Genomic DNA, 22,985 nt, shown 5'->3' with positions numbered 1-22,985 from the left:
TATTTCCGGGATTTACTTATGTTCTCACGCATCACCGTCCAGCTGCCCACGGAGGGCCTGCTGTTCTGGAAACTCAGCGGGCGTGAAGCCCTGTCAGAATCATTCACCCTTCAGGCGGACCTGCTGTCGACCGATGCCCGCATCGATCGTCATGCCCTGTTGGGTAAAGCGGTTACTTTTACGTTGCCGACCCAGAATCTGCTTACGCCACGCTATATCAACGGCAAGATCACCCGCGTAGCGGTACGCAGCGAGGAGCTGAACGGCACGCGTTATGCGGTTTATGCGCTGACCGTCGAGCCGGACCTGTGGCCGATGAAGCGTGATCGTAACCTGCGTATTTTCCAGAGCCAGACGGTGCCGCAGATCGTGCAGACGTTGTTGAAGGAGTACAACGTCAATGTCGAGTCAAAGCTCGCCAGCAGCTATCGGGTGTGGGAGTACTGCGTGCAGTACCAGGAAAGCAGCTTCGATTTTATCAACCGTCTGATGGAGCTGGAGGGGATCTACTATTGGTTCCGCCACGAGTCCGATAAACATACGCTGGTGTTGTGCGATGCGGCCGATCAGCATCAGCCGTTTAGCGGCTACGCCACCATTCCCTACCACGTTGCCGTTTCCGGTGGCAGCGTAACGGAAGAGGGGATCAGCCAGTGGTCGCTGGCAGAGAGCGTCACGCCGGGGATGTACAGCACCGACGATTACGATTTCCGCAAACCGAATGCCTGGATGTTGCAGGCACGGCAGAATCCGGTCGCGCCCACGCCGGGTACGGTGGATGTGTACGACTGGCCGGGCCATTTTGTTGATCACAGCCACGGCGATTTCTATACCCGCATCCGCCAGGAAGTGTGGGAAGTGGAGCATCACAGTGTCAGCGGTACCGGTACGGCGACCGGCATTGCGCCCGGTTACACCTTTGAGCTGCTCAATGCGCCACATTTCAGCGACAACGGTGAGTATCTGACCACCAGTGCGGAATATCGCTTCGAGGAAAACAGCTATGCCAGCGGCGATGTCACCGCATCGCACAACATCACCTTTACCGTGTTACCCACCACGATCACCTATCGTGCGCCCCCCAGAACGCCGTGGCCGAAAACGCATGGCCCGCAGACCGCGAAAGTGGTGGGGCCAAAAGGTGAATCGATCTGGACCGACCGCTATGGCCGGGTGAAGGTGAAATTCCACTGGGACCGACTGGCAAAAGGTGACGACACCAGTTCGTGCTGGGTGCGAGTCTCCAGTGCCTGGGCGGGCCAGGGCTTTGGTGGGGTGCAGATCCCGCGTGTCGGCGATGAAGTGGTGGTGGATTTTATCAATGGTGACCCGGATCGCCCGCTGATCATTGGCCGCGTGTATAACGAGGCGAGTATGCCACCCTGGGCGCTGCCCGCGGCGGCGACGCAGATGGGATTTCTCAGTCGCTCGAAAGATGGCACGTCAGACACCGCCAATGCGCTGCGTTTTGAGGATAAGGCGGGCGAAGAGCAGCTATGGATCCAGGCACAGAAGAACATGGATACTAACGTCAAAAACGACGAGACCCACAGCGTTGGCGGTTCGCGTACCGTCAGTGTCACCCAGGACTACAACGGCACGGTGTCAGGTAGCCACACGGAGGCGACGCAACTGGCCCACTCCCAACTGGTGGGTGGCGGTTTTATTCAGCGTGTCCAGGGGGCGATTGTGCAGGCTTCCGACAGCGGCATCCGCCTGGTGGCGGGCCAGTCGGTGCTGGAATTAGGTGCTAACGGTCAGGTCACGTTGCAATGCGTGAATTTTAATATTGATGCATCCGGCACTGGCCAGATCAACACCGGCGGAACGCTGGATCTCAACCTGAAGCAACCCGGCGCACTGCCCGCCGTAGAGCCAACCCCGGCGCAAATCCAGGACGCCGTCAAAGCGGCATTTAATCAAGGAAAAGATAACGCATGAAAACCGTCCCTTTTGCCCTCTCTGAAGGGGTACTTAACCTGCCTGGCGCAGTCCAGGATCACAGCATCAATGTGTTGAAGTTCGCCGATGCGACCCTGGTGATCACCCGTGCGTGGGATATCCCGGTGGGGGATGAGGAGCAATACCTCAGCCAGCAACTGGCCAAAATTAAACGCAATATGAAAAAGGTGGTGTTGGGGCCGGTGGTGGACAGCGACGTTGCCGGTTTACCGGCGCGTGAGGTGGCACTGCGCTTCGAAAATCAACATGTGATGGTGTATGAAAAGCTCGCCGTGGCACGAGTGAATGACCATTTGCTGGCGTTTACCCTCAGCCGGATGCAGCCGTTTGATGCGAATGCAGATGCCTTCTGGACCGCGATCAAAGCTGGTCTGCAACCGGGAGGCTGAGGATGACAGATTATCTCGCGGCGCGTATCGGCGATCCGCTGGTGCACAGTTCGGCGCTGGCGGATTTTGTCGGCGGCCTGGTGGAAGGCGCGATTGTCGCTGGCATCGTGATCGCCGCCGGAACCGGCGTTGGTGCGCTGCTGGGTGGCGTAGCAATAGCTACGCTGGTGTTCAGTGGCGGCCTGGAGACGATCAGCAATGCGGCGGCGTCACTGGTCGACAGCCTTATTGACCCCGGACCGCCGGATGCGTTTATTGTCAGCGGATCCGGCAACGTCCATATCAAAGGGAAGCTGGCGGCGCGCGCGGCGGGTAGCGTGTCGCGCGATTATCTTAATGCGCCAGCGGCGGCTGACAATGGCATCGATTGGGCGGCGGTAGGCATGCTGGCGCTGACCGGCGTGGCGGCGGCAATGAAGACCGCGCTTAACCCCGGTGCCGCGCTGATGGCGGTAGCCGAGCGAGCCAGTCATCTCTCACTGGATGATGTTAAGGATTGGGGTAAAAACGTCTGGACCAGCCTGATGCAGCCGGTGGTGGAGAGCGCCAGTCCGTATGCGACTCCGCTGCCGCTCGATACCGTGGCCTGCACCAAAGGTCATATGGTCACCAGCAGCAATTTTATTGCGCAGGGTTCGAAAAAGGTACTGATCAACAATCAACCCGCCGCACGTAACGGACACAAAAGTACCTGCGAAGCGGAAATCAAACTGAGTGAAAATCCGCGGGTGCGCATCGGTGGCGATACCATTACGGTTCGTGACATCCACAGCGGTAAAAATATCTGGGCGTACATGGCGGGGAACCTGATCGGCGGTGCGCTGGTGGGTATCCTGCCGGAGCTGTACCGCTTTGGCTTCAGCCGCTTGATTTTGCGCGATCTGGCAAAAGAAACGATCTGCCCGATTTTCGGCAACATTGGCATGGAAGCCGCTGTCCAGACCTTACACCCGGTAAATATCGCCACCGGGGCCAAAATCCTCGCACGCGAAGAGGATCTCGATTTTGTCCTGCCGGATCGTATGCCGCTCTACTGGCAGCGTATCTACCACAGCCGCAATCTGGCTACCGGTATGCTCGGTACTGGCTGGATGCTGCCGTTTGAAGTTCGCCTCTGGCGCTTGCCGGGTAATCAACTGATCTACCAGGACATGACCGGACGCGAGCTGGGCATGGGGGAGGTCAACCCTGGCGATGTGATTGATTTTCAGCAGGAGGGGCTGAAGCTGTTTTGCAGCCCGAATGGCGCGATGGTGATGCAGACCAGCGAAGGTGAGCATCAGTTGTTTGAGCCGGATCCAACGCGACCGGGCGAGTGGCGCATCCATCGTCTCTATGACCGCCACGAAAACGTACAGCATTTTAGCTGGAATGATGAAGGCAAACTGGTTCGTATTTCCAGCGATAACGACGCGCTGGATGTGGAACTGGAATATGGCACGCATTCCGGGCGTCTGAGCGCGGTTTACCAGATTGCGGCAGGGGCACGTCATCTGCTGGTTACCTACGGTTATAACGACCAGGGGCAACTGACGACCGTGACGGACGCCGACGCTATCGTCACTCGTCGCTACGGCTGGGATCAGGCGAGCGATATGATGGCATGGCACAGCTATGCGACCGGACTAACGATCCGGTATCAGTGGCGGCCTGCTCATAACTCACGGCACTGGCGCGTCCATGCGTATCAGGTATGCGACGAACGGGATGAGGTGCTGGAGAGCTGGCGCATTGAGACAGATGAGCAGCAGCGCTTTGCGTGTGTCAGCAATGATGAAGGCGTCAGCAGCGAGCACCACTGGGACGCCCTCAGCCGTATTACCGCCTGGACCGACCCACACGGTGGAGACTGGTCGTTCGACTGGGCGGCGAGCAGCGAGCAACTTCTGGCGATGACGCAGCCAGGTGGTGCACGCTGGGAATACGCCTGGGATGAACGCGGCAATATGACGATGGAGCGCGACCCACTGGATCGCACCCGCATCACCACCTGGCATCCGCTGTACGCGCTGCCGCTCAAGGAGGTACTGCCGGACGGCGCATTGTGGCAATACGACTACAATCTGGCGGGTGATGTGGTCGCGTTGACCGATCCCGCAGGCGGCGTTACCCGTTTTGAATGGAATGAACAGGGCGATCTGACGCGACGTATCGATGCGCTGGAAAACAGCCATCAATTCTGGTGGGACATGCGCGGGCAGTTGATCCGTGAAGAGGACTGCTCGGGCTATCAAAGCCAGCGGCAGTACGATGCCTGTGGAAAATTGATCAGCACTACCGATGCACTGGGTAACACCGATCGCTACCAGTGGAGCGCAGCGGGACGCCTGCAAACCTATGTTCGCGCCGACGGGCGGGAAACGCTGTTTAAGTACAACCAGGCCGGGTTGCTATGCGGTCAGAATATTGATGGCATGCTGGAACGCAGGGTAACGCTCAATGCGCGCGGTCAGGTGATTGAGGCGGTTGATCCCGCCGGACAGGTGACTCGCTATGACTTCAACCGGGCCGGACGGTTGGTGACACTAACCAACGGCAACCGACAGCAGTGGCATTTTGACTACACGCCAGCCGGACTGCTCACGCAGCAACAGGACTACGCCGGACGTAAAACCGAATACCAGTACAACGGCGTGCAGCAGGTGGAGACGTTGATCCGTCACCCGGTGCGCGACAGTCAACTGGCACCAACGGTGGTGAATTATGAATACGATGTTCTGGGCAGGATGGCGGCGCGCGAAACGCCGCAGCACCGCACCGAGTATCGCTACCATGCTCTGAGCACCGAGATCCACCGCTTCTCATACGATGCATGGCGCCAGGCCATCATCAACGAATGTGAACCGACTGGCGCGGAAGTGATGGTATTCCAACGCGACCCGTTGGGTCGGCTGGTCAGTGAACAGAATCATTCTGGCGAATATCGCCACCAGTATGATGCGCTGGGCAACCTGAGCGCTTCTGTGTACCCCGATGGGCGTGAAATGCAGTACCTGCGCTACGGTACCGGCCATCTGCTGGAGATGCAGTTAACGTTAGGTGGGCGGACGCATGCGCTGGCGGGCTATCAGCGTGACCGTCTGCATCGCGAAACGCATCGCACCCAGGGTGAACTGGAACTGGAGACGCAGTACGACATTGCCGGGCGCATTACCCAGCGTCGCAGCGTCGATAATTTGCGCCAGCGGCTGGTGTCGGAACGGCGTTATCAGTGGGATCGCGCTGACCAAATCATTCGCCAGATTGTCACCGATGGCGCACCTTCCAGCCCGGCAGAAAAATACAGTCAGTCTTTATGGGGCTATGATGCCGCAGGCAGAATGACGCGCAGCATTCAGCCGGGCGGCGAGGAACGTTTCTGGTATGACGCGGCGGATAACCGCACCAGCGAAGATCTGCATCCGGTGTGGGATAACCTGTTGAAGCGCCTGGAAGGCATTCGCTGGGAATACGACGGTTTTGGTCGTATAACCGAACGACATGATAGCCAGCGCGGCATTGTGCAGCATTTTAGTTACGACGATGAACACCGCATTTGCGAGGTGTTGATTGAGGGGGATGCCGAATATACCCGCGCGCAGTATCAATACGATGCGCTGGGCCGTCGCATCGGCAAGCAGGTGTGGCGGCGCAATGCGGTGCAGCCCGAATGCACGCATTACGCGTGGTCCGGCATGCAGATGGTGGGTGAGCACAGCGACAGCAAACCCGAAGCTGCGGTGCAGTATGTCTATGCTGAAAACAGCTACGAACCGATAGCGCGCATCGACAGTTATCAGCAACACGCTGAGGTTTACTGGTATCACACCGAGATCAATGGGTTGCCAGACCGGGTGACAAATAATTGCGGTGACACTGTCTGGCAGGGGGTGTTTTCCGCCTGGGGACGCACCACACGAGAACGCACTGGTGTTGACTGGGATGTGCCGCAGAACCTGCGCTTCCAGGGGCAGTACCTTGACCGCGAAACCGGTCTGCACTATAACACTTTCCGGTACTATGACCCGTGCGGCGGGCGTTACACCCAGTTGGACCCGATAGGGTTGATGGGTGGGTTGAATTTGTATGGGTATGTGCCAAACCCCGGAAATTGGGTAGATCCCTTAGGGTTAAGCAATTGCAATATTCGCTATGGAGAATTGGATGAGCTAGGTCGTCCTACTGGTGTTAGGGCCAGATTGGATGCTAGCGATATAAATACAGGCACGCATGCGAATCCTGCGATTCAACCACCTGGATTTATTACCGGTGCCGGGTCCAATCGTGCTCGTGGGCATTTGCTGGGGCGGCAATTGGGGGGCTCAGGTGATGATGTAAGAAATCTGGTCACTATCCAGCATCGTCCAGTTAACACGCCTGATATGAGTAGTGTTGAAGGACGTATAAGAAAGGCTTTAGAACGAGGGGAGACAGTTGATATGTCGGTAACACCAATATACAAAGGACCTTCAAGAATCCCTGCGGGGATAACAATAAGTGCAGAAGGTAGTGGTGGCTTCTATGAGCATGTGACCCTTCTTAATCCTCCAGGAATGTAAAAAATGACTATTTCGAATTTGAAAAACATTTTAATCCCTCCCGCATTGCCTAATGAAAATGGGAACGGTGAAATTTGGCCCCTCATCGATGATAAGATAGAATTCCCAGAAGATTATGTTGAATTCATTAGCGCTTATGGCACCGGTAGAATTGCAGATTTTATTGCATTGTTTAACCCATTTTCAAAAAATGAAGATATAAACTTTTTTGAGCAGAAAAGTCTGATTATTGAGGATTTTAATTATCTTATTCAGGAAGATGCTGATTATTATAAATATATCCTATATCCTAACGATGATGGCCTTTTGCCAGTAGGCGTAACTGATAATGGTGATTATTTGTTTTGGGTTGTAAATGATAAGGAAAATAGCAATTCCTGGAAAACTGCAATAGTCGCATCGAGATCTCCTGATGTTGAATACTTTGATGAAAATATTACCTCTTTGATTTTCGGTGTTTTATCCAAAAAGATAAATCCTGATTCATTTCCAGGTGGCTTCCCATATAAAAATATAGATTTCGATAAAATATAGGTTTTTAGTTGAGGCTGGATGCGATTTTAACGAACCTTCCAGCTTTATCTTCCCGTCATCTATTGCCCCTCTCATTTCCGATCTTGCTATAAATCCTCCTCTTTATTTACATAAAATACGACAAGCTGTTTTAACAGTTTCACAAAGTTTCCTTATTTAAAACTCTTGTGCGGTTTTTTGGCCGCGCAATATTAACAGCCGGTGCACCGGTGTTGACTGGGAAGTATCGCAGAACCTGCGCTTTAAGGGGCAGTACCTTGACCGCGAAACCGGTCTGCACTATAACACTTTCCGGTACTATGACCCGTGCGGCGGGCGTTACACCCAGTTGGACCCGATAGGGTTGATGGGTTGAATTTGTAGGGGTATGTGCCAGAACCTCTGGGTTGGATGACCAATGGGGTTTATCGGCTGATGATTTGGTTCGTTATAAACCTAATTCATCTATCACTGCTCAGCCAGGAGCAAGGGCAACAGCAATTAGCCGTGCATAGGGAGAGGAACGCGAATTAGTGGCTGCTGGTGGAGGAATACGCGATTGGTCTGCGGCAGAGAAAGAAGTAATCCTCAATACTACAAATAATCGGCAACTCACTTCAATTATGTCTGAAATGGGGTATACAGGTCATCATATTAATAGTGTTAAGGGTAATGGTGAACTTGGAACTCTCTGGCAGGGGGATGCGAGAAATATTGTTTTCTTGCAGAATGGGAACCATCCGAGCGGTTTTGATGAGCATCTTCATAGTCTCCAGGAGCATTGGGGTAATTTTGAAAATGCGGGCAAAGGACGACTCATCGATCGTGTGACAACACGAACAAGAATGGTTAAGTGTTGAACTTAATATTTTCAGAGGTGATTATGATAGATGTAAATGACGCGATTAAAAAGTTGGTGTTTATTTTAAATAAGTATTCAATCGCAGGAATGGATTCAACAACACTACCTGAAGATATTAGTGATGAAACAAGGGTGAAAATATTATCATCATCTGAATTGCATGAGTTTTATTCTTCGTTAAAGCCGAGTGATATAAAAATAGAAACTGGTTATTCACCTATAAAAATATTTTCACTTGATACGATCATGGCTGTACAATCAGGATATCAAAGTTTGTCTGATGACTCGTTAGTCATAGCTGATGATGTTATTAAAGATGATTTTGTAAATGATTTGAGATTTCGAGTGGAAAATTTAATTGGGCCTTCAAATTTTGATGCTTGGTTTGATTATTTATATGGGTGATATTTCTTCTTGTTATGCAGTGATAAAGAAATAATTAAATAAATCGAGCCATAAACAAGTCGGAGGCGAACATATCTAAACTTCCGGCCTTATTTTGCTGTTAATTTAATCCTCATCTCTTTTCCTGACAACGCATCCAGTCTTCCCTGTAACTCTTCCTTTAACACAAAATTCCCCGAAGAACTCAAACACTATCACTAACTTATCAGTGACTTAATAAATGCTGAAACTAAGATGCGAGCTATGGATATTATAGAAAAATACCATTCGATCCACATGAAACGAACAGGATGCTCATGATGAGTAATGCTTACGAAGCTGATAGTGTACATCTTTGGATAGGAAGTAATCATGATTCAGAGGGCGACTATTTTAAATACTTCGAGCTGGATTACTCCACCGAAGGTGATTTTGAAGATCCCTCCTATAAAGTTTGTGCGTTTTGTCAGTATCTTGGCATAAATTGGTATGATGATGATTTTATTGGAATTATACCAAGAGAAGATAAAGATATACCTCTTGACGAAATTCTTCAGAAAGCAGCCGTTGACCAGAGTGAGATGAATAACGTAAAAAAAACATGCTTGAGTTTGGGGATTAATAAAGCAAATTCTATTTTATGGTATTCAAGCTCTGACATTGACCACCTTCCTGCTATAGGAAGTGATTTTAAAGGATTAAAATATATTGGTTGCTTCAAAGGCGATTAGGTTATCATCTGATAAATGATGCACTCGTAACTTTATAATGTTACGCCGGAATTGATTATTATGGCCTTTCCGGCTTTTTTTATGACTAACTTCAACCCTCTCACTTCTCCCAACCTCACTCACAACCTCCCTGCAACTCTTCCTTAGACTACTGACCGGGCATCTCCAGCAACTGACAAAGAAAGAGTGATGTATGGGGCGTACGCTGGAACAATTACTGGCTGATGAAAAACCCTCTGTCGTAGCCAGGGCGGGATGTGAAGCTATCGACGCTAAAACGCTATGTTTAAGCGGCGGGTGGCAAGCTGCGTGTTGATGTTGAGTTGCCAGACGGTTCACATTACGATTTTGTAGTGTGAAATCAGGGGAGAGTGCGTAGGTGCGTTTGTTTCTGTAATAGCGTGAAGGAGTCAGGTCTGAGTAATTCAGCGACTCAGCCAAACACCTCACCAAGCTGTAGATATCGTGTTGAACGTCAAGCCGTTATTTACTGGTGCTAATAAATTCTTACGCTGTATTGGAGCGGTATTTATGCCAGCCGGGATTGCCGTACAAGAGCGTAGCGGCGCGATTTATCGCGCCTGCCGGGAGCAGCACGTTAACCTCTTGTGATTTGGTTTATTTTCAAAAGCCCTGTACTCATATCTTTTGAAAAAGAGAAAAAATTAAATTTTAACTTCGGAAAGCATAACATTTTCTCCGTTCAAACAAGCCGAAAACATCCTGCCATCTCTGGCTACAGGTGTTTGTTCTGAAAGTTTTTCCTGAGCACTTAAATTGTCTGCCTTCTGCACACATACTTTAATTTTCCCCGAATTATTAATAGCGCTGGCATCCAACTCTCTTGCCATATAGCGTCCAAGCTCGCGATAACCCCAGAAGAGATAAGAGCTTGAGTTCAGGGTCAAATTCGCGGTGTTTATTTGGGGGAAATACATATTCTTGTCATTTTTATTGCGCAAGCTAGCGTTATTTAAATAGAAAAAGGTCAGGAACGCAGCAGCAGGTTCTGCTGCATCAACTTTTTTCTGGTGGTAAGCGTTCAATTGTCGCTGAAAATAAGGCTCATTCCAGCCAAGCTTGAAATAGAAAACCTTTATTGGCTGATGTTGTTGACTATTCCAACTGATATTTCCTGGCAAAACCTTATTGAGCCACCTCGAAATGTTATAAGCCTTTCGCCCTGCACATACATCTGGCAGGTCAGGCAGGCTGGAAAATGTTATCTGCATTGAATTCTTTTCCAGTATACGTTTAACCCGGCAAAGATCTTCCATTGTTCCACTTCGGTCGTAGCTTCCATCAGCGATAATTATATTTTTGACCCCACGGCGTATCAGACTGATAACACCCAGATTTTCTTCACCACCTCCATCACTTAACCGAACTTTTTTATTGGTTTGAGCGTCGGGAACTGAAATCTCTTCACCCCAGGTGGTGCTGGATATCAGTCGCATCGCTTTCATAAACCTCCCCATTTGGTTATCTGGGGTGAGTCCCTGATAATCGACAAAAGCCCCGGACAATCGCACTGCGGTCGAAATATTTTTAAAGGGGAACGGTAAAGTGGTATAGCCTAATTCTTCAGAACCGTGAGCATAGGGAGTGATTTCGTAAATACGTTCTTCATCCACATTTTCGACACTCTTCTGATCGTGTCTGCTATTCAGGATCCAAAACGGTAGCTTGTGTTTGTTATAATCTGCCTGAAGCTGAGACCAATTCAGATCAATGGTCTGCATCGAATGTTCTGGTAGAGGGCCCCATACGCGCTTAATCCCCTGTTCATATAGTGAACCAGTCAGTCCACCTCCCACTTTTGATAATATTGTTGCATCGTATGTTCCTTTCGCGACTACTTCTAAAAGCTTTAGCCAATTAGTTTTCTGAGCATCACCTTTAACGTTAGTTGGGGTTTTGCGAAAAAGATCAGGATGCGTTGCAATATTAGCCTGCCAGCGGTAGGCGTCTTGCAGGTAAGATGGATTTTTGTGGAGGAGATAATTATTGTTTGGGCAACGAGGCATATCAGGTACGTTGTTCAAAATCCGTCTGTCATCGGAACCCTCCCTGGTCGCCCAAATGGGTACGCAGTCTTCAAATATTTTTTGCTGCTTGAACGTTTCTTTTTGTGCCTGATGGCTGTTGGCAATTAACCAGTAGGCAGCATACCCCCCACCGGACACAGAAGAGATAATGCTTATTTTATCGAGCAACCCATTATCGTGCAGGCCTTGTATAATCCCATGAGAGAAGAGGGCCGCGCGCGTGCCACCACCGGATAACGCAAGCCCAATTTCACCATCATAAAGAGACATCTTTTGTTCATTTTGATAATCACATGCGATGGTCCTGGCTGTGGTTTCTTTAAGGCTATGTCGCTTAAAGTAACCGCCTGTATCGGTGCTGCTACATTCATCTGCCATTGCTATGTTAGCTATGAGACCAATGGTTAAAAGCAGGAACTTAGATATTGGCATTTTGCTCTACCCTCAATGCATTAACGGGATGCGTCACCCGGGTGTATCAAAATATTTCAAACATGTTGTTGGGAATGTCAACGGACAAAAGGAGGGCTAATGACAATGGCAGGGCAGGTATCGATGAAGGTCCTGATTACACATAGCAAAAAGCCTGCTAGAAAGCAGGCTTTTCAGAATTTGGCTCCTCTGACTGGACTCGAACCAGTGACATACGGATTAACAGTCCGCCGTTCTACCGACTGAACTACAGAGGAATCGTTGGAACGAGGCGCATATTAGCGATGCCGATTCCCGTTGTCAAAGCCCTCCTGCACACTTTTGGTTTAAGTGCGCGGAAAAGCAGCGGATTGCTGTTTTTCTGCCTTGAATGATCACAATTCAAACTGCCAGCAAGATCTCACTTTAAACGCAATTCCTCGCAGATGTTAGATGCGTGTCAAAGTTTTGTTATTTGCCGATTTTAAAACAATCGTTTCAGTGCTTTTATGATGAAAATTTCAAATGGCATCGAGATGGAATAAATGAACTGCTTATCATCACTGGCGGAACAACTTTTACAACCCGAAACGCTGTTTTGAAAATAACTTGTTGATAAGGAACAAGTTACAGAAAGGAGTTGTTGCAAACCGATAACGTTAAACCAGAAGCCTTACCTCTACAACCAGATAAAAAACGCCAGTGACGTTGAGTGAATGTAAAAGAATTTTTTCATTCGAGGTATCAGCCAACCTGTGCATGTTAACGATAAAGAAGGGTTACCTATGAACATTAAAAAAGCGTTAGTGACTTCCCTGTTAGTTTGCATGTTACCTGCCGCTGCAATGGCAAAAGATCTCCAGGTTGGTGTTTCTATGGCGTTGTTTGATGACAACTTTCTGACCATTCTGCGTACCTCAATGCAAAAAGAGATGCAAAAAGACAACATCAAAGGGCAGGTGGAAGACGCTAAGGGCGACGTTGCACAGCAGCTGCAACAGGTGCAGAACTTTATCGGGCAGGGCGTGGACGCCATCATTGTTAACCCAGTTGACACCAATGCGGTAAAACCAGTGATTGATGCAGCAAGCAAAGCCGGTATCCCGCTGGTCTTTGTTAACCGTAAACCGGCGGGCGAACTCACCGACAAAATGGCTTTCGTGGGTTCCGACTCCGAACTGGCAGGTCGTCTGCAAATGGAAGCATTAGCCAAAGCGATGAACGGTAAAGGTAACGTCGCCATCCTGTTGGGTGACCTTGCGAACGAATCAACCCGTGAGCGTACCAAAGGCGTTGAAGCGGTGGTGGCAAAATATCCGAACATCAAAGTGGTACAGAAGCAAACTGCAAAATTCACCCGCAACGATGCGGTGGATGTGGTGAGTAACTGGTTGACTGCGGGGGATGATATCCAGGCTATTGCCTCCAACAACGACGAAATGGCGATCGGTGCTTTACAGGCTCTGGGCAAAAACCCGAACCACATTTTGGTTGCTGGTGTAGATGGTACGCCTGATGCGTTGCAGATGATCAAAAACGGCAAAATGGTCGCCAGTGTGTTCCAGGACGCCAAAGGCCAGGGTGAAGGTGCAGTGCAAACTGCTATCAAACTGGTCAACGGTGAAAAGGTACAGAAGATCGTCGACATCCCGTTCCAGCTGATCACCAAAGACAACTACACCAAGTTCGCCAGCATGAACCAGAAATAAACCGAACCCGACAAAGCCGTACGGAGGTGATGTATGACCGCTTTTGCGCTTGAAGCCGAAGGCATCAGCAAGTTCTTCCCTGGAGTGAAGGCACTCGATAATGTCTCACTGCGAGTGAAACCGGGGTCGGTACATGCCCTGATGGGCGAAAATGGCGCGGGCAAATCCACTTTAATGAAATGCCTTATCGGGATGTATCGTCCCGATAAGGGCACCATCCGCATTAAAGGGGAGCCAGTGCAGTTTCAGGACACGATGGACGCGCTGCGTTCCGGGATTTCCATGATCCACCAGGAACTGAATCTGGTGCCTCATATGACCGTGGCCGAAAACATCTGGTTGGGTCGCGAACCGATGAAATACGGCTTTGTCGATCACGCGTTGCTTAACCGGCAGACGCAAGAGCTGCTGAACAAACTCAATATCCGTCTCAAAGCCGAGCGCATGGTCGGTGAACTGAGCATCGCAGCGCAGCAGATGGTGGAGATCGCCAAAGCGGTGTCGTGGAACTCAGACATCGTCATTATGGACGAGCCAACCTCGGCACTGACAGAAACCGAAGTCTCGCATCTGTTCACCATTATTCGTGACCTGCGTGAGCAGGGCAAAGCCATCATCTATATCAGCCACAAAATGGATGAGATCTTCTCCATCACTGACGAAATCAGCATCTTCCGTGACGGTGCCTGGGTGGGCAGCAACAGCACCACGCAGTTTACCCGTCAGTCGCTGATTACGCAGATGGTAGGCCGTGAACTCACCCAGTTGTTCCCGAAATTCAATAACGCCATCGGTGAAGAAGTGTTGACGGTACGTAACCTCAACAGCAAAGGTCGCTTTCAGGATGTCAATTTTACCCTGCGTAAAGGCGAAATCCTCGGCGTTGCCGGGCTGGTGGGGGCCGGACGCAGTGAAGTGATGGAAAGCCTGTTTGGTATGGAGAGTTTCGACAGCGGCGAAGTGCTGATTGACGGCGTTCCGGTGAAGATCGACTCACCGTCCACTGCAATTGAAAAAGGCATGGCGTTCCTGACGGAAGACCGTAAAAAGTCCGGGTTGTTCCTGGTGTTGTCGGTGCTGGAGAACATGAGCATCGTCAACATGCCGGATTACATCGGAAAAAGCGGCTTCGTCAGTCATATGAAAATGGCGCAGGACTGCATGGAGCAGATCCGTAAGCTGAACATTAAAACGCCGACGATGGACCAAATTATCAATAACCTCAGCGGGGGGAATCAACAGAAGGTGCTGATTGCCCGCTGGCTGCTGGCGCAGCCGAAGATCCTGATCCTTGACGAACCGACGCGTGGTATCGACGTAGGCGCCAAAGCAGAGATCTATCGTCTGATCAGTGAACTGGCTAACCGTGGCGTCGCCATCATTATGGTGTCGTCAGAATTGCCGGAAATCCTCGGCATGAGTGACCGCGTGATGGTGATGCACGCAGGACGTATAACCGGCATCCTCAATAAAGAAGAGGCCGACCAGGAAACCATTTTGTCGCTGGCATCCGAGTGAGGCGTGAGACAACCATGAGCAACATGAAAGTGACGGCCTCCCAGGCCACCGAGCAGACTTCGTTTTTCGGCAACTTGCGTCACAAGCTGCCCAAAGACACCGGTATTTTTGTTGTTATGCTGGGCATTGCCCTGATTTTCGAAATTGCGGGTTGGTATGTGCGTGACCAATCCTTCCTGCTGAACACTAACCGTCTGGTCCTGATTGTATTGCAGGTGGCGATTATCGGTATCATCGCGGTTGGGGTGACTCAGGTCATCATTACCACCGGTATCGACCTCTCCTCAGGGTCGGTAATCGCCCTGACGGCGGTGGTGGCGGCCAGTCTGGCGCAAACCTCCGATAGCCTGTCGCCGATGTATCCTTCGCTGGTGAACCTGCCTGCTGCGATTCCGATTGTCGCGGGGATTGGGGTAGGGCTGCTGTGTGGTCTGGTCAGCGGGGTGCTGATTACCCGCACAGGTATCCCGCCGTTTATTGCTACGCTCGGGATGATGGTGTCTGCTCGTGGTCTGGCGCAGTACTACACCCAGGGCAACCCAATCAGTTTCCTGTCGGATGGCTTTACCTCAATTGGCCAGGGCGCAATGCCGGTTATCATCTTCCTGGTGGTAGCGTTCCTGTTCCATATCGCGCTGAAACATACCCGCTACGGCAAATATGTCTACGCGATTGGCGGCAACATGACTTCCGCCAAAGTGTCAGGCATCAACGTGAATAAGTACCTGATCATCGTCTACACCATTGCCGGGGCACTTTCTGGCCTGGCCGGGGTGGTACTGGCGGCGCGCGTCAGCAGTGGGCAATCCAGCATGGGCCTTGCTTACGAACTGGATGCCATCGCCGCAGCCGTTATCGGCGGTAGCAGCCTGATGGGGGGGGTGGGACGTATTACCGGCACCCTGATCGGTGCGGTGATCCTCGGTCTGATTAAAAGTGGCTTTACCTTCGTCGGTGTGGACGCCTACGTGCAAGACATTATTAAAGGGATCATCATCGTTGCGGCAGTGTCCATCGACATGCATCGTAACCGTAAGAAACGCTAATGACCTTCTGAGTAAATCAGGCTACTGCCTTGCACGGTAGCCTGTGCGCCAGTACCAGGAAATCCAGTCTCCACGCGTAGTTGCGTGATATCCATGACCCGACCTGCACCAATGGTGCACGTCGGGTCATCACTTTTTTGCACATCTGCCTCGCATTTTCTGCACCGTAATGGTGCATTCAGCGCAATCTTTCAACAATCCGTGCCATGCCCTGCGCTTATTAACCCTTATGGGGTAATCAGAAACGCTTATTTTCCGCGCCGTTAGGAAAAATCTGGTAAAGCTTTTTTGTGAACTGATAAAACCTGGCCTGCATATTGCAATCTTTATGACACAAGCCAGCAGGCTAAGAGCTCCAATTATAATTGGGCATTCGGGGATCCGTTACGGAGGCAAAATGAACTTAAGACGACTGAAATACTTTGTAAAAATCGTCGATATCGGCAGCCTGACTCAGGCAGCAGAAGTGTTGCATATTGCGCAGCCCGCGCTTAGCCAGCAGGTTGCTACGCTGGAGAATGAACTTGATCAGCAACTGCTGATCCGCACCAAGCGTGGTGTGACGCCGACGGAAGCCGGTAAAATTCTTTATGCCCACGCTCGCACCATCCTGCGCCAGTGTGAACAGGCACAGACGGCTGTGATCAATGCTGGTCAGGCGCTGAATGGTCAGGTTTCGATTGGTCTGGCGCCGGGAACCGCAGCGTCGTCGCTGACCATGCCGCTGCTGCAAACCGTCCGCGAGCAGTACCCGGATGTGCTGGTGTATCTGCACGAGAACAGCGGTACGTCGCTGAATGAAAAAGTGATGAACGGTCAGTTGGATATGGCGGTGCTGTATGACCGTGCACCGACTGCGGGCATCAACAGCATTCCGCTGATGAAAGAAGAACTCTACCTGGTCGGTGCTACTGACTGTCCGGGAGCAACTGTTGATTTGGCCGATGTGGCACAGATGAATCTGTTCCTGCCACGCGACTACAGCGCCGTGCGTAAACGCGTGGATGAAGCCTTCTCCCTGCGTCGCCTGAGTGCACGTATTATTGGTGAAATCGAATCGATTTCGACGCTGACCGCAGCGGTATCCAGCGGGATGGGTGTGACCGTGCTGCCGGAATCTGCGGCGCGTGCGTTGGTGAGTTCCACTCATGCGTGGATGGCGCGTATCAATAGCCCATCTCTGAACCTGCCGCTGTCGCTGAACGTGTCGGCGCGCCTGCCACTCTCTCCGTCGGCTCAGGCGGTGAAGAATATCCTGCTGTCGCTGCTGAACAAGCCGATGGTGGAAGATCGTGAACTGATGCTGGTGAGCTGATAGCGGCTGGATTCGTGCCGGTTTCGTTCGCCTTGGGCTGATGTAGTTGCAGTTCGCCGGTGTGGCGACCGAGCAAAGGGTGCCTGGCCGCACCCTTTGCAATCCCAGGCCTTGCGCCAGCCTCTTTTTTTGCGCGATCAATCGCGCCGCTACAATTCAACACCGCCTTTCACCGCTGCACGACGTTAACTTCGCTGTCATATCATCATTGCTGCCTGCACGATCAATCGCGCCGCTACGAGTAATGTGCTGCCATTTGTAGCGGCGCGATTGATCGCGCAATTAAGCAAGCAGCAGGCTTTCAGGCGGTGGGTGGGTGGAACCTTCTTGAACCAACCTGTCTCCCTCCAATCCCCTTATTACTATTCCGCATAACAAACCGTTTTTAATTATTTGTTGTGCTGCCAGCAACTTCATAACATGGAAGAAACAGGGCAGGAATCAGGAGAAAAGGGTGTGAATTTCCAGCAACTTAAAATTATACGCGAAGCAGCCCGTTGCGAGTTCAACCTGACAGAGGTCGCCAATACGCTCTTTACCTCACAATCCGGGGTAAGTCGCCATATACGCGATTTGGAAGATGAGCTGGGCGTTGAAATTTTCATCCGCCGTGGCAAACGTCTGCTGGGGATGACGGAACCCGGCAAAGCATTGCTGACCATTGCTGAACGCATCCTCGATGAAGCGGGTAAAGTGCGCCGCCTCGCGGATGTGTTTACCAATGAAACCAGCGGGGTGCTGACCATCGCCACCACCCACACGCAGGCGCGTTATAGCCTGCCACGGGTGATTAAAGCGTTTCGTCAACTCTATCCCAATGTGCGGCTGGAGCTGAACCAGGGATCGCCGCAGGAAATTGTGGCGATGTTGCTGGCGGGTGAAGCGGATATCGGCATCGCCAGTGAGCAACTGGTGAACAACGCCAGTCTGGCGGCTTTTCCGTGGTTTAGCTGGCATCACTCGCTGCTGGTGCCGCACGATCATGAATTGTTGCAGAGCGAGCCGGTGTCGCTGGGACAACTAAATCGTTATCCGCTGATCACCTATCGGCAGGGCATCACTGGCCGTTCGCGTGTTGACCGGGCCTTCCAGGCCGCCGGATTAAAGCCAGACATCGTGCTCAGCGCACAGGATTCTGATGTGGTGAAAACCTATGTCGAACTGGGGCTGGGCGTCGGTATTCTCGCTGACCAGGCTTGCGACATCTATGATGGCGAAGACCTGGTGAAAATCGATGCACATCATCTGTTCGATGCCAACACCGTATGGCTCGGCCTGAAGCGCGGCCAGCTGCAACGTAACTATGTCTGGCAGTTCCTCGAACTGTGTAACGCCAACCTGTCGCTGGAAGAGATCAAACGTCAGGCGCTCTCCTACGAAACCGGCGACGAACCGGCAATCGATTTCCAGATCTAATCCCCCCTGCGCGGCCCATCCGGGCCGCACAGCATAAAATTTCTTTTCCCGTCGCAAAACGCGTACCTGTGTTATTTCCCCGTCGCAGAAAAACATCCTGCGCTGTGCCGCCGCGTTACAGTGAAATGACACAGACACAGGGGAAAAGCATGTCGCGTATTCAACTGAAAGATGCGGAATTACTGCGCCAGCAGGCGTTATTTGGCGGTCGCTGGCAGGATGCGCTGGCAGGGGCAACGCTGCCGGTGATTGATCCTGCAACCCAGGAAACGCTGGCCACCATTCCGGCATTGGGTGCCGCCGAAACCGAGCAGGCGATAGATTATGCCGAGTCAGTGCGTATCAGCTGGGGCAAGACCCCGAACGCGACCCGTGCGGCGCTGCTGGAAAAGTGGCATCAGCTGATTCTGGACAACGCCGATGACCTGGCCATCATCATGACCGCTGAGCAGGGCAAACCGCTGGCCGAAGCCAAAGGCGAAGTGTTGTACGGTGCCAGCTTTGTCAAATGGTTTGCCGAAGAGGCGCGGCGTATCTATGGCGACACCATCCCGGCCCCCAGCGAAGATCGCCGCATTCTGGTGCTGAAGCAGCCAGTCGGGGTGGCGGCGGCGATTACGCCGTGGAACTTCCCGATTGCGATGATCACCCGCAAAGTGGCCCCGGCGCTGGCCGCAGGTTGCCCGATTATCGTGAAACCTTCCGAACTGACACCGCTTTCGGCGCTGGCACTGGCGGTACTGGCGGAGCGCGCCGGATTCCCGAGTGGGGTACTTCAGGTGTTGACCGGACTGCCAACTGAAATCGGCAGCACGCTGACTGCCAGCCGCACGGTGCGCAAAATCTCCTTTACCGGCTCTACCCGCGTCGGGCAATTGCTGATGCAGCAAAGTGCCGACAGCATCAAACGCCTGAGTCTCGAACTGGGTGGTAACGCGCCGCTGATCATCTTTGATGATGCTGATTTAGACATCGCGGTGGCCGGAGTGATGGCGAGTAAGTTCCGCAATGCCGGACAGACCTGCGTGTGCGCCAACCGCATTCTGGTTCAACGCGGCATCTATGAACGCTTTAGCGCGCGCTTGTTGGATGCCGTGGCGACCCTGAAAGTCGGAGACGGTTTTGATGCGCAAAGTACCATCGGCCCGTTGATCAACGATCGCGCCGTCGAGAAGGTGAACAGCCATATTGATGATGCGCTTAGCCAGGGGGCCACGCTGCTCAGTGGCGGTATCAGCCAGCCCAACGGCACCTTTGTGCAGCCGACGGTGTTAGGCAATGTGACCAACAAGATGCGTATTGCTCATGAAGAAACCTTTGGCCCGGTAGCGCCGCTGTTTATGTTTGACGACGAGCAGGAAGCAATCGCTATGGCGAATGATACGCCTTATGGGTTGGGTGCTTATTTCTTCACCGAAAATATTCGCCGCGCCTGGCGTGTTGCCGAGTCGCTGGAATTTGGCATGGTAGGATTTAATACCGGCGCGATTTCATTAGATGCGGCACCTTTCGGCGGAATTAAATTATCCGGATTAGGGCGTGAAGGTTCTCGTTACGGAATTGAAGAGTATCTGGAGCAGAAAACTTTTCATATTGGCAGTCTCTGATTAGAAATTAACAAACGGTCAGCTCAACGCCTGTTACTTCCGGTAACAGGCGTTTTTTTATTTTGTGCGCAATGTCATGTTTTTCCGGCTATTCGCCGTTTTAGTGCAAGTTTCATGCGCAGTGCACCAAAGAGATGCGCATAATTTGTGAGCCAAATCATCTGTTTAAAGCTTCGGCAATTCCGCAAAATTTCCCTCACCAATACGGCAGAAAATTTTTTTGGGCTGTTTTTTACGCATTATAATTTTTTGCCGGGCTGGCATACTTTCTGCATTAGCTTATTAACAGCCCACATAAGTGCGGCGAGAAAGTTTAATTAGCACGCTAATGACGGGTGTAACAAATAAGGATTTTTCCATGTTAAGTTTCGACCCTGAAAAAGTTTTATTACCTGCCGGACATTATATTGATGGCCAGCACCAACATACGCAGGGCGCGTCTTTTGCGGTGAAGCGTCCGTCAGATGGCAAAGTCTATGCCACCCTGAGCGAAGCTACGGCAGAGGACGTGGATCGTGCGGTCACGATTGCGCATCGCGCCCTGACCGTCAGTGGCTGGCGTAGCTGCCCACCGCGCGAACGTGGCAAGGTGTTACGCCGCTGGGCCGATCTGATTGAGAGCGATCTGCTGCTGGCGCAACTGGAAGCGCTCGGCTCCACCCGGCCAATCAGCGATGTGGTGCAGCACGAAATTCCGTTCACTGCTGAAGCCATCCGTTTCTACGCGGAGTGCGCCGACAAATACAGCGGTGACCTGTTCCCGACCCAAGAGCGCAGCCTCGGGATGCTGATCTCCGAACCTTATGGCGTGATCGGTGCCATCACGCCGTGGAATTTCCCGCTGTCGATGGCGTCATGGAAATGTGGCCCGGCGCTGGCGGCAGGAAATGCCGTGGTGCTGAAACCTTCAGAGCTGACGCCGTTCTCCACCGTGCGCATGGCCGAACTGGCGGTGCAGGCGGGCTTACCGGCAGGCATCCTCAACATCGTGCAGGGCAGCGGGGCCGTCACCGGCAGCGCGCTGGTCACACATCCTCTGGTACGCAAAGTCTCCTTTACCGGTTCCACCATCACGGGTGCTCGCATCATGAGTGATGCGGCGCAGCATGGTATGAAGCCAGTGACCCTCGAGTTGGGTGGCAAAAGCCCGCAACTGGTGTTCGACGATGCGGGCGATATTGACGTACTGGCGCAACGTATTTTACGCGGCTTTACCGCCAACGGCGGCCAGGCCTGCGTGGCCGGTACACGCCTGATTGTGCAACGGGGTATCGCTCAGCCGTTGCTGGATCGTCTGGTGGCGCTGTGTCAGCAACCGCGTCCGGGCGTGACCTGGCAGGATGACAGCCGCTATGCACCGCTGATTGATGACCGTCAGGGGAAAAAAGTCGCCTCCGTGATTGCAGCGGCCAAAGCCGAAGGGGCGGAGGTGCTGGTGGGCGGTGAACGTTTTGCTGACACCGAAGACGGCTGGTTCTGGCAACCCACCTTGCTGTGCGGTGTGGCACCGAACAATCCGGCGGTGCAGCAGGAAATTTTTGGCCCAGTGCTCACCGTGCAGGAATTTGATGACGAAGAAGAAGGGCTACAGCTGGCGGCGCATGAAACCTACGGCCTGTGCGCCGGGGTGCATACCCTGAGCCTGCCACGCGCCATGCGGGCCATGCGGGCGATTGAATCCGGCACCGTGTGGATCAACCGCTATGGCCGTTCCGGCGATTTTATTATCCCCACCGGCGGCTTCCTTGGCTCCGGCATTGGCAAAGATCTGGGGCGTCAGGCATTTCAGGCCTGTCAGCGTCAGAAAAGCGTATTAATCGATTTTTAATTTCCGTATCAGACAACGACGAGGTCGCGTCATGGCACTGTTTAAACCGAAATACATCACCTTTGATTGCTACGGCACCCTGATCAACTTCGATATGGCCGGTGCGGCTGAGCGTTGCTTCAAAGCGCGCGTCGCGCCAGAAGCGATGCAGGCCTTCACCACCGATTTCGCCCGTTATCGCATGGATGAAGTGCTGGGTGCGTGGAAGCCGTATTACGACGTGGTGAGCAATGCGCTGCAACGTACCTGCAAAAAATGGGGTGTGCAGTGGGACAAGGCCGACAGCGACTTTATCTACACCGACTGCGCCACCTGGGGACCGCATCCCGACGTCCCGGCTGGTCTGGCAAAAGTGGCACAGGAGTTTCCGCTGGTGCTGCTCTCCAACTCGATGAAAGACCTGCTGCCGCACCACATTCCGCGTCTTGGTGCGCCCATCCATATGGCGATCACCGCAGAAGAAGTCGGTGCCTACAAGCCGCAGATGAAGGGCTTCGAATACATGCTGGAAAAACTCGATTGCCGTCCGGACGAGATCCTGCACGTCTCCTCCAGCCTGCGTTATGACCTGATGACCTGCCATGACATGGGCATCACCAACAAAGTGTGGGTCAACCGTGGTCACGATCCGGCTAACCCGGCTTACGGCTACACCGAGATCAAAGATATCGGCGGTCTGCCCGCTGTGGTTGGACTCTAAGCCCGGAG

General features: G+C 52.3%; 16 protein-coding genes, 1 tRNA gene and 2 pseudogenes. 17 read left to right on the top strand and 2 right to left on the bottom strand.

All coding sequences use genetic code 11. The annotated features are described in order from the left end of the window. Positions 1-18 precede the first annotated feature (18 nt). The 9 genes and pseudogenes from AC6I8T_RS13360 to proR all read left to right on the top strand — a co-directional run. Positions 19-1,941, top strand: coding sequence for a type VI secretion system Vgr family protein (locus AC6I8T_RS13360; RefSeq protein ID WP_497834002.1), 1,923 nt, complete (start codon positions 19-21; stop codon positions 1,939-1,941). Then, complete coding sequence (locus AC6I8T_RS13355; RefSeq protein WP_497834001.1) at positions 1,938-2,351, top strand: DcrB-related protein; 414 nt, start codon at positions 1,938-1,940, stop codon at positions 2,349-2,351. The genes AC6I8T_RS13360 and AC6I8T_RS13355 overlap by 4 nt, the downstream gene beginning before the upstream one ends. A gap of 2 nt (positions 2,352-2,353) precedes the next feature. Next, positions 2,354-6,889 (top strand): RHS repeat-associated core domain-containing protein, encoded by a 4,536-nt coding sequence (locus AC6I8T_RS13350; RefSeq protein WP_497834000.1) that lies wholly within the window; start codon positions 2,354-2,356, stop codon positions 6,887-6,889. Positions 6,890-6,892: 3 nt separating this feature from the next. Then, positions 6,893-7,423 (top strand): SMI1/KNR4 family protein, encoded by a 531-nt coding sequence (locus AC6I8T_RS13345; RefSeq protein ID WP_497833999.1) that lies wholly within the window; start codon positions 6,893-6,895, stop codon positions 7,421-7,423. A 217-nt stretch (positions 7,424-7,640) separates the two neighbouring features. After that, a pseudogene (locus AC6I8T_RS13340) lies at positions 7,641-7,775 on the top strand (RHS repeat-associated core domain-containing protein); the annotation flags it as partial. 160 nt (positions 7,776-7,935) lie between these two features. Then, positions 7,936-8,262, top strand: coding sequence for a hypothetical protein (locus AC6I8T_RS13335; protein ID WP_497833998.1), 327 nt, complete (start codon positions 7,936-7,938; stop codon positions 8,260-8,262). After that, positions 8,256-8,669: a hypothetical protein gene (locus AC6I8T_RS13330; protein WP_497833997.1), complete on the top strand. Its 414-nt coding sequence runs from the start codon at positions 8,256-8,258 to the stop codon at positions 8,667-8,669. The genes AC6I8T_RS13335 and AC6I8T_RS13330 overlap by 7 nt, the downstream gene beginning before the upstream one ends. 296 nt (positions 8,670-8,965) lie before the next feature. Beyond that, positions 8,966-9,379 (top strand): immunity 22 family protein, encoded by a 414-nt coding sequence (locus AC6I8T_RS13325; protein WP_497833996.1) that lies wholly within the window; start codon positions 8,966-8,968, stop codon positions 9,377-9,379. A gap of 245 nt (positions 9,380-9,624) precedes the next feature. Further along, positions 9,625-9,738 (top strand): annotated as a pseudogene (proR, locus tag AC6I8T_RS13320) (transcriptional regulator ProR); the annotation flags it as partial. Between the two features lie 306 nt (positions 9,739-10,044). Here the strand turns inward: proR and AC6I8T_RS13315 are convergent. Both AC6I8T_RS13315 and AC6I8T_RS13310 read right to left on the bottom strand, forming a co-directional pair. Beyond that, complete coding sequence (locus AC6I8T_RS13315) at positions 10,045-11,859, bottom strand: patatin-like phospholipase family protein (RefSeq protein ID WP_497833995.1); 1,815 nt, start codon at positions 11,857-11,859, stop codon at positions 10,045-10,047. A 181-nt stretch (positions 11,860-12,040) separates the two neighbouring features. Then, positions 12,041-12,116 (bottom strand) — tRNA-Asn (locus AC6I8T_RS13310). 507 nt (positions 12,117-12,623) lie between these two features. On the opposite strand from AC6I8T_RS13310, the gene AC6I8T_RS13305 reads away from it, so the two are divergent. From AC6I8T_RS13305 to AC6I8T_RS13270, 8 genes are all read left to right on the top strand, one after another. Next, complete coding sequence (locus AC6I8T_RS13305; RefSeq protein WP_208724062.1) at positions 12,624-13,547, top strand: sugar ABC transporter substrate-binding protein; 924 nt, start codon at positions 12,624-12,626, stop codon at positions 13,545-13,547. Between the two features lie 33 nt (positions 13,548-13,580). Further along, positions 13,581-15,065, top strand: a complete 1,485-nt coding sequence (locus tag AC6I8T_RS13300; protein WP_021182770.1) for a sugar ABC transporter ATP-binding protein — start codon at positions 13,581-13,583, stop codon at positions 15,063-15,065. A 23-nt stretch (positions 15,066-15,088) separates the two neighbouring features. Beyond that, a complete protein-coding gene (locus AC6I8T_RS13295; protein WP_497834304.1) occupies positions 15,089-16,111 on the top strand; it encodes an ABC transporter permease in 1,023 nt (340 codons plus the stop codon). A 397-nt stretch (positions 16,112-16,508) separates the two neighbouring features. After that, the gene (nac, locus tag AC6I8T_RS13290; RefSeq protein WP_021182773.1) at positions 16,509-17,426 is read left to right on the top strand and encodes a nitrogen assimilation transcriptional regulator NAC; all 918 of its coding nucleotides are present in this window, start codon (positions 16,509-16,511) and stop codon (positions 17,424-17,426) included. Between the two features lie 456 nt (positions 17,427-17,882). Further along, positions 17,883-18,842: an HTH-type transcriptional regulator Cbl gene (gene cbl, locus AC6I8T_RS13285; RefSeq protein ID WP_021182774.1), complete on the top strand. Its 960-nt coding sequence runs from the start codon at positions 17,883-17,885 to the stop codon at positions 18,840-18,842. Positions 18,843-18,991: 149 nt separating this feature from the next. Continuing rightward, positions 18,992-20,449 (top strand): NAD-dependent succinate-semialdehyde dehydrogenase, encoded by a 1,458-nt coding sequence (locus tag AC6I8T_RS13280; protein ID WP_021182775.1) that lies wholly within the window; start codon positions 18,992-18,994, stop codon positions 20,447-20,449. Positions 20,450-20,807: 358 nt separating this feature from the next. Beyond that, on the top strand, positions 20,808-22,277 hold the full coding sequence (locus AC6I8T_RS13275) for an aldehyde dehydrogenase family protein (protein ID WP_021182776.1): 1,470 nt from the start codon (positions 20,808-20,810) through the stop codon (positions 22,275-22,277). Positions 22,278-22,308: 31 nt separating this feature from the next. Next, positions 22,309-22,977: a haloacid dehalogenase type II gene (locus AC6I8T_RS13270; protein ID WP_021182777.1), complete on the top strand. Its 669-nt coding sequence runs from the start codon at positions 22,309-22,311 to the stop codon at positions 22,975-22,977. Positions 22,978-22,985 lie beyond the last annotated feature (8 nt).

The organism is Pantoea sp. X-Soil-OKNW-556 (assembly GCF_059730695.1).
This window is presented reverse-complemented; position numbering and strand designations above follow the sequence as displayed.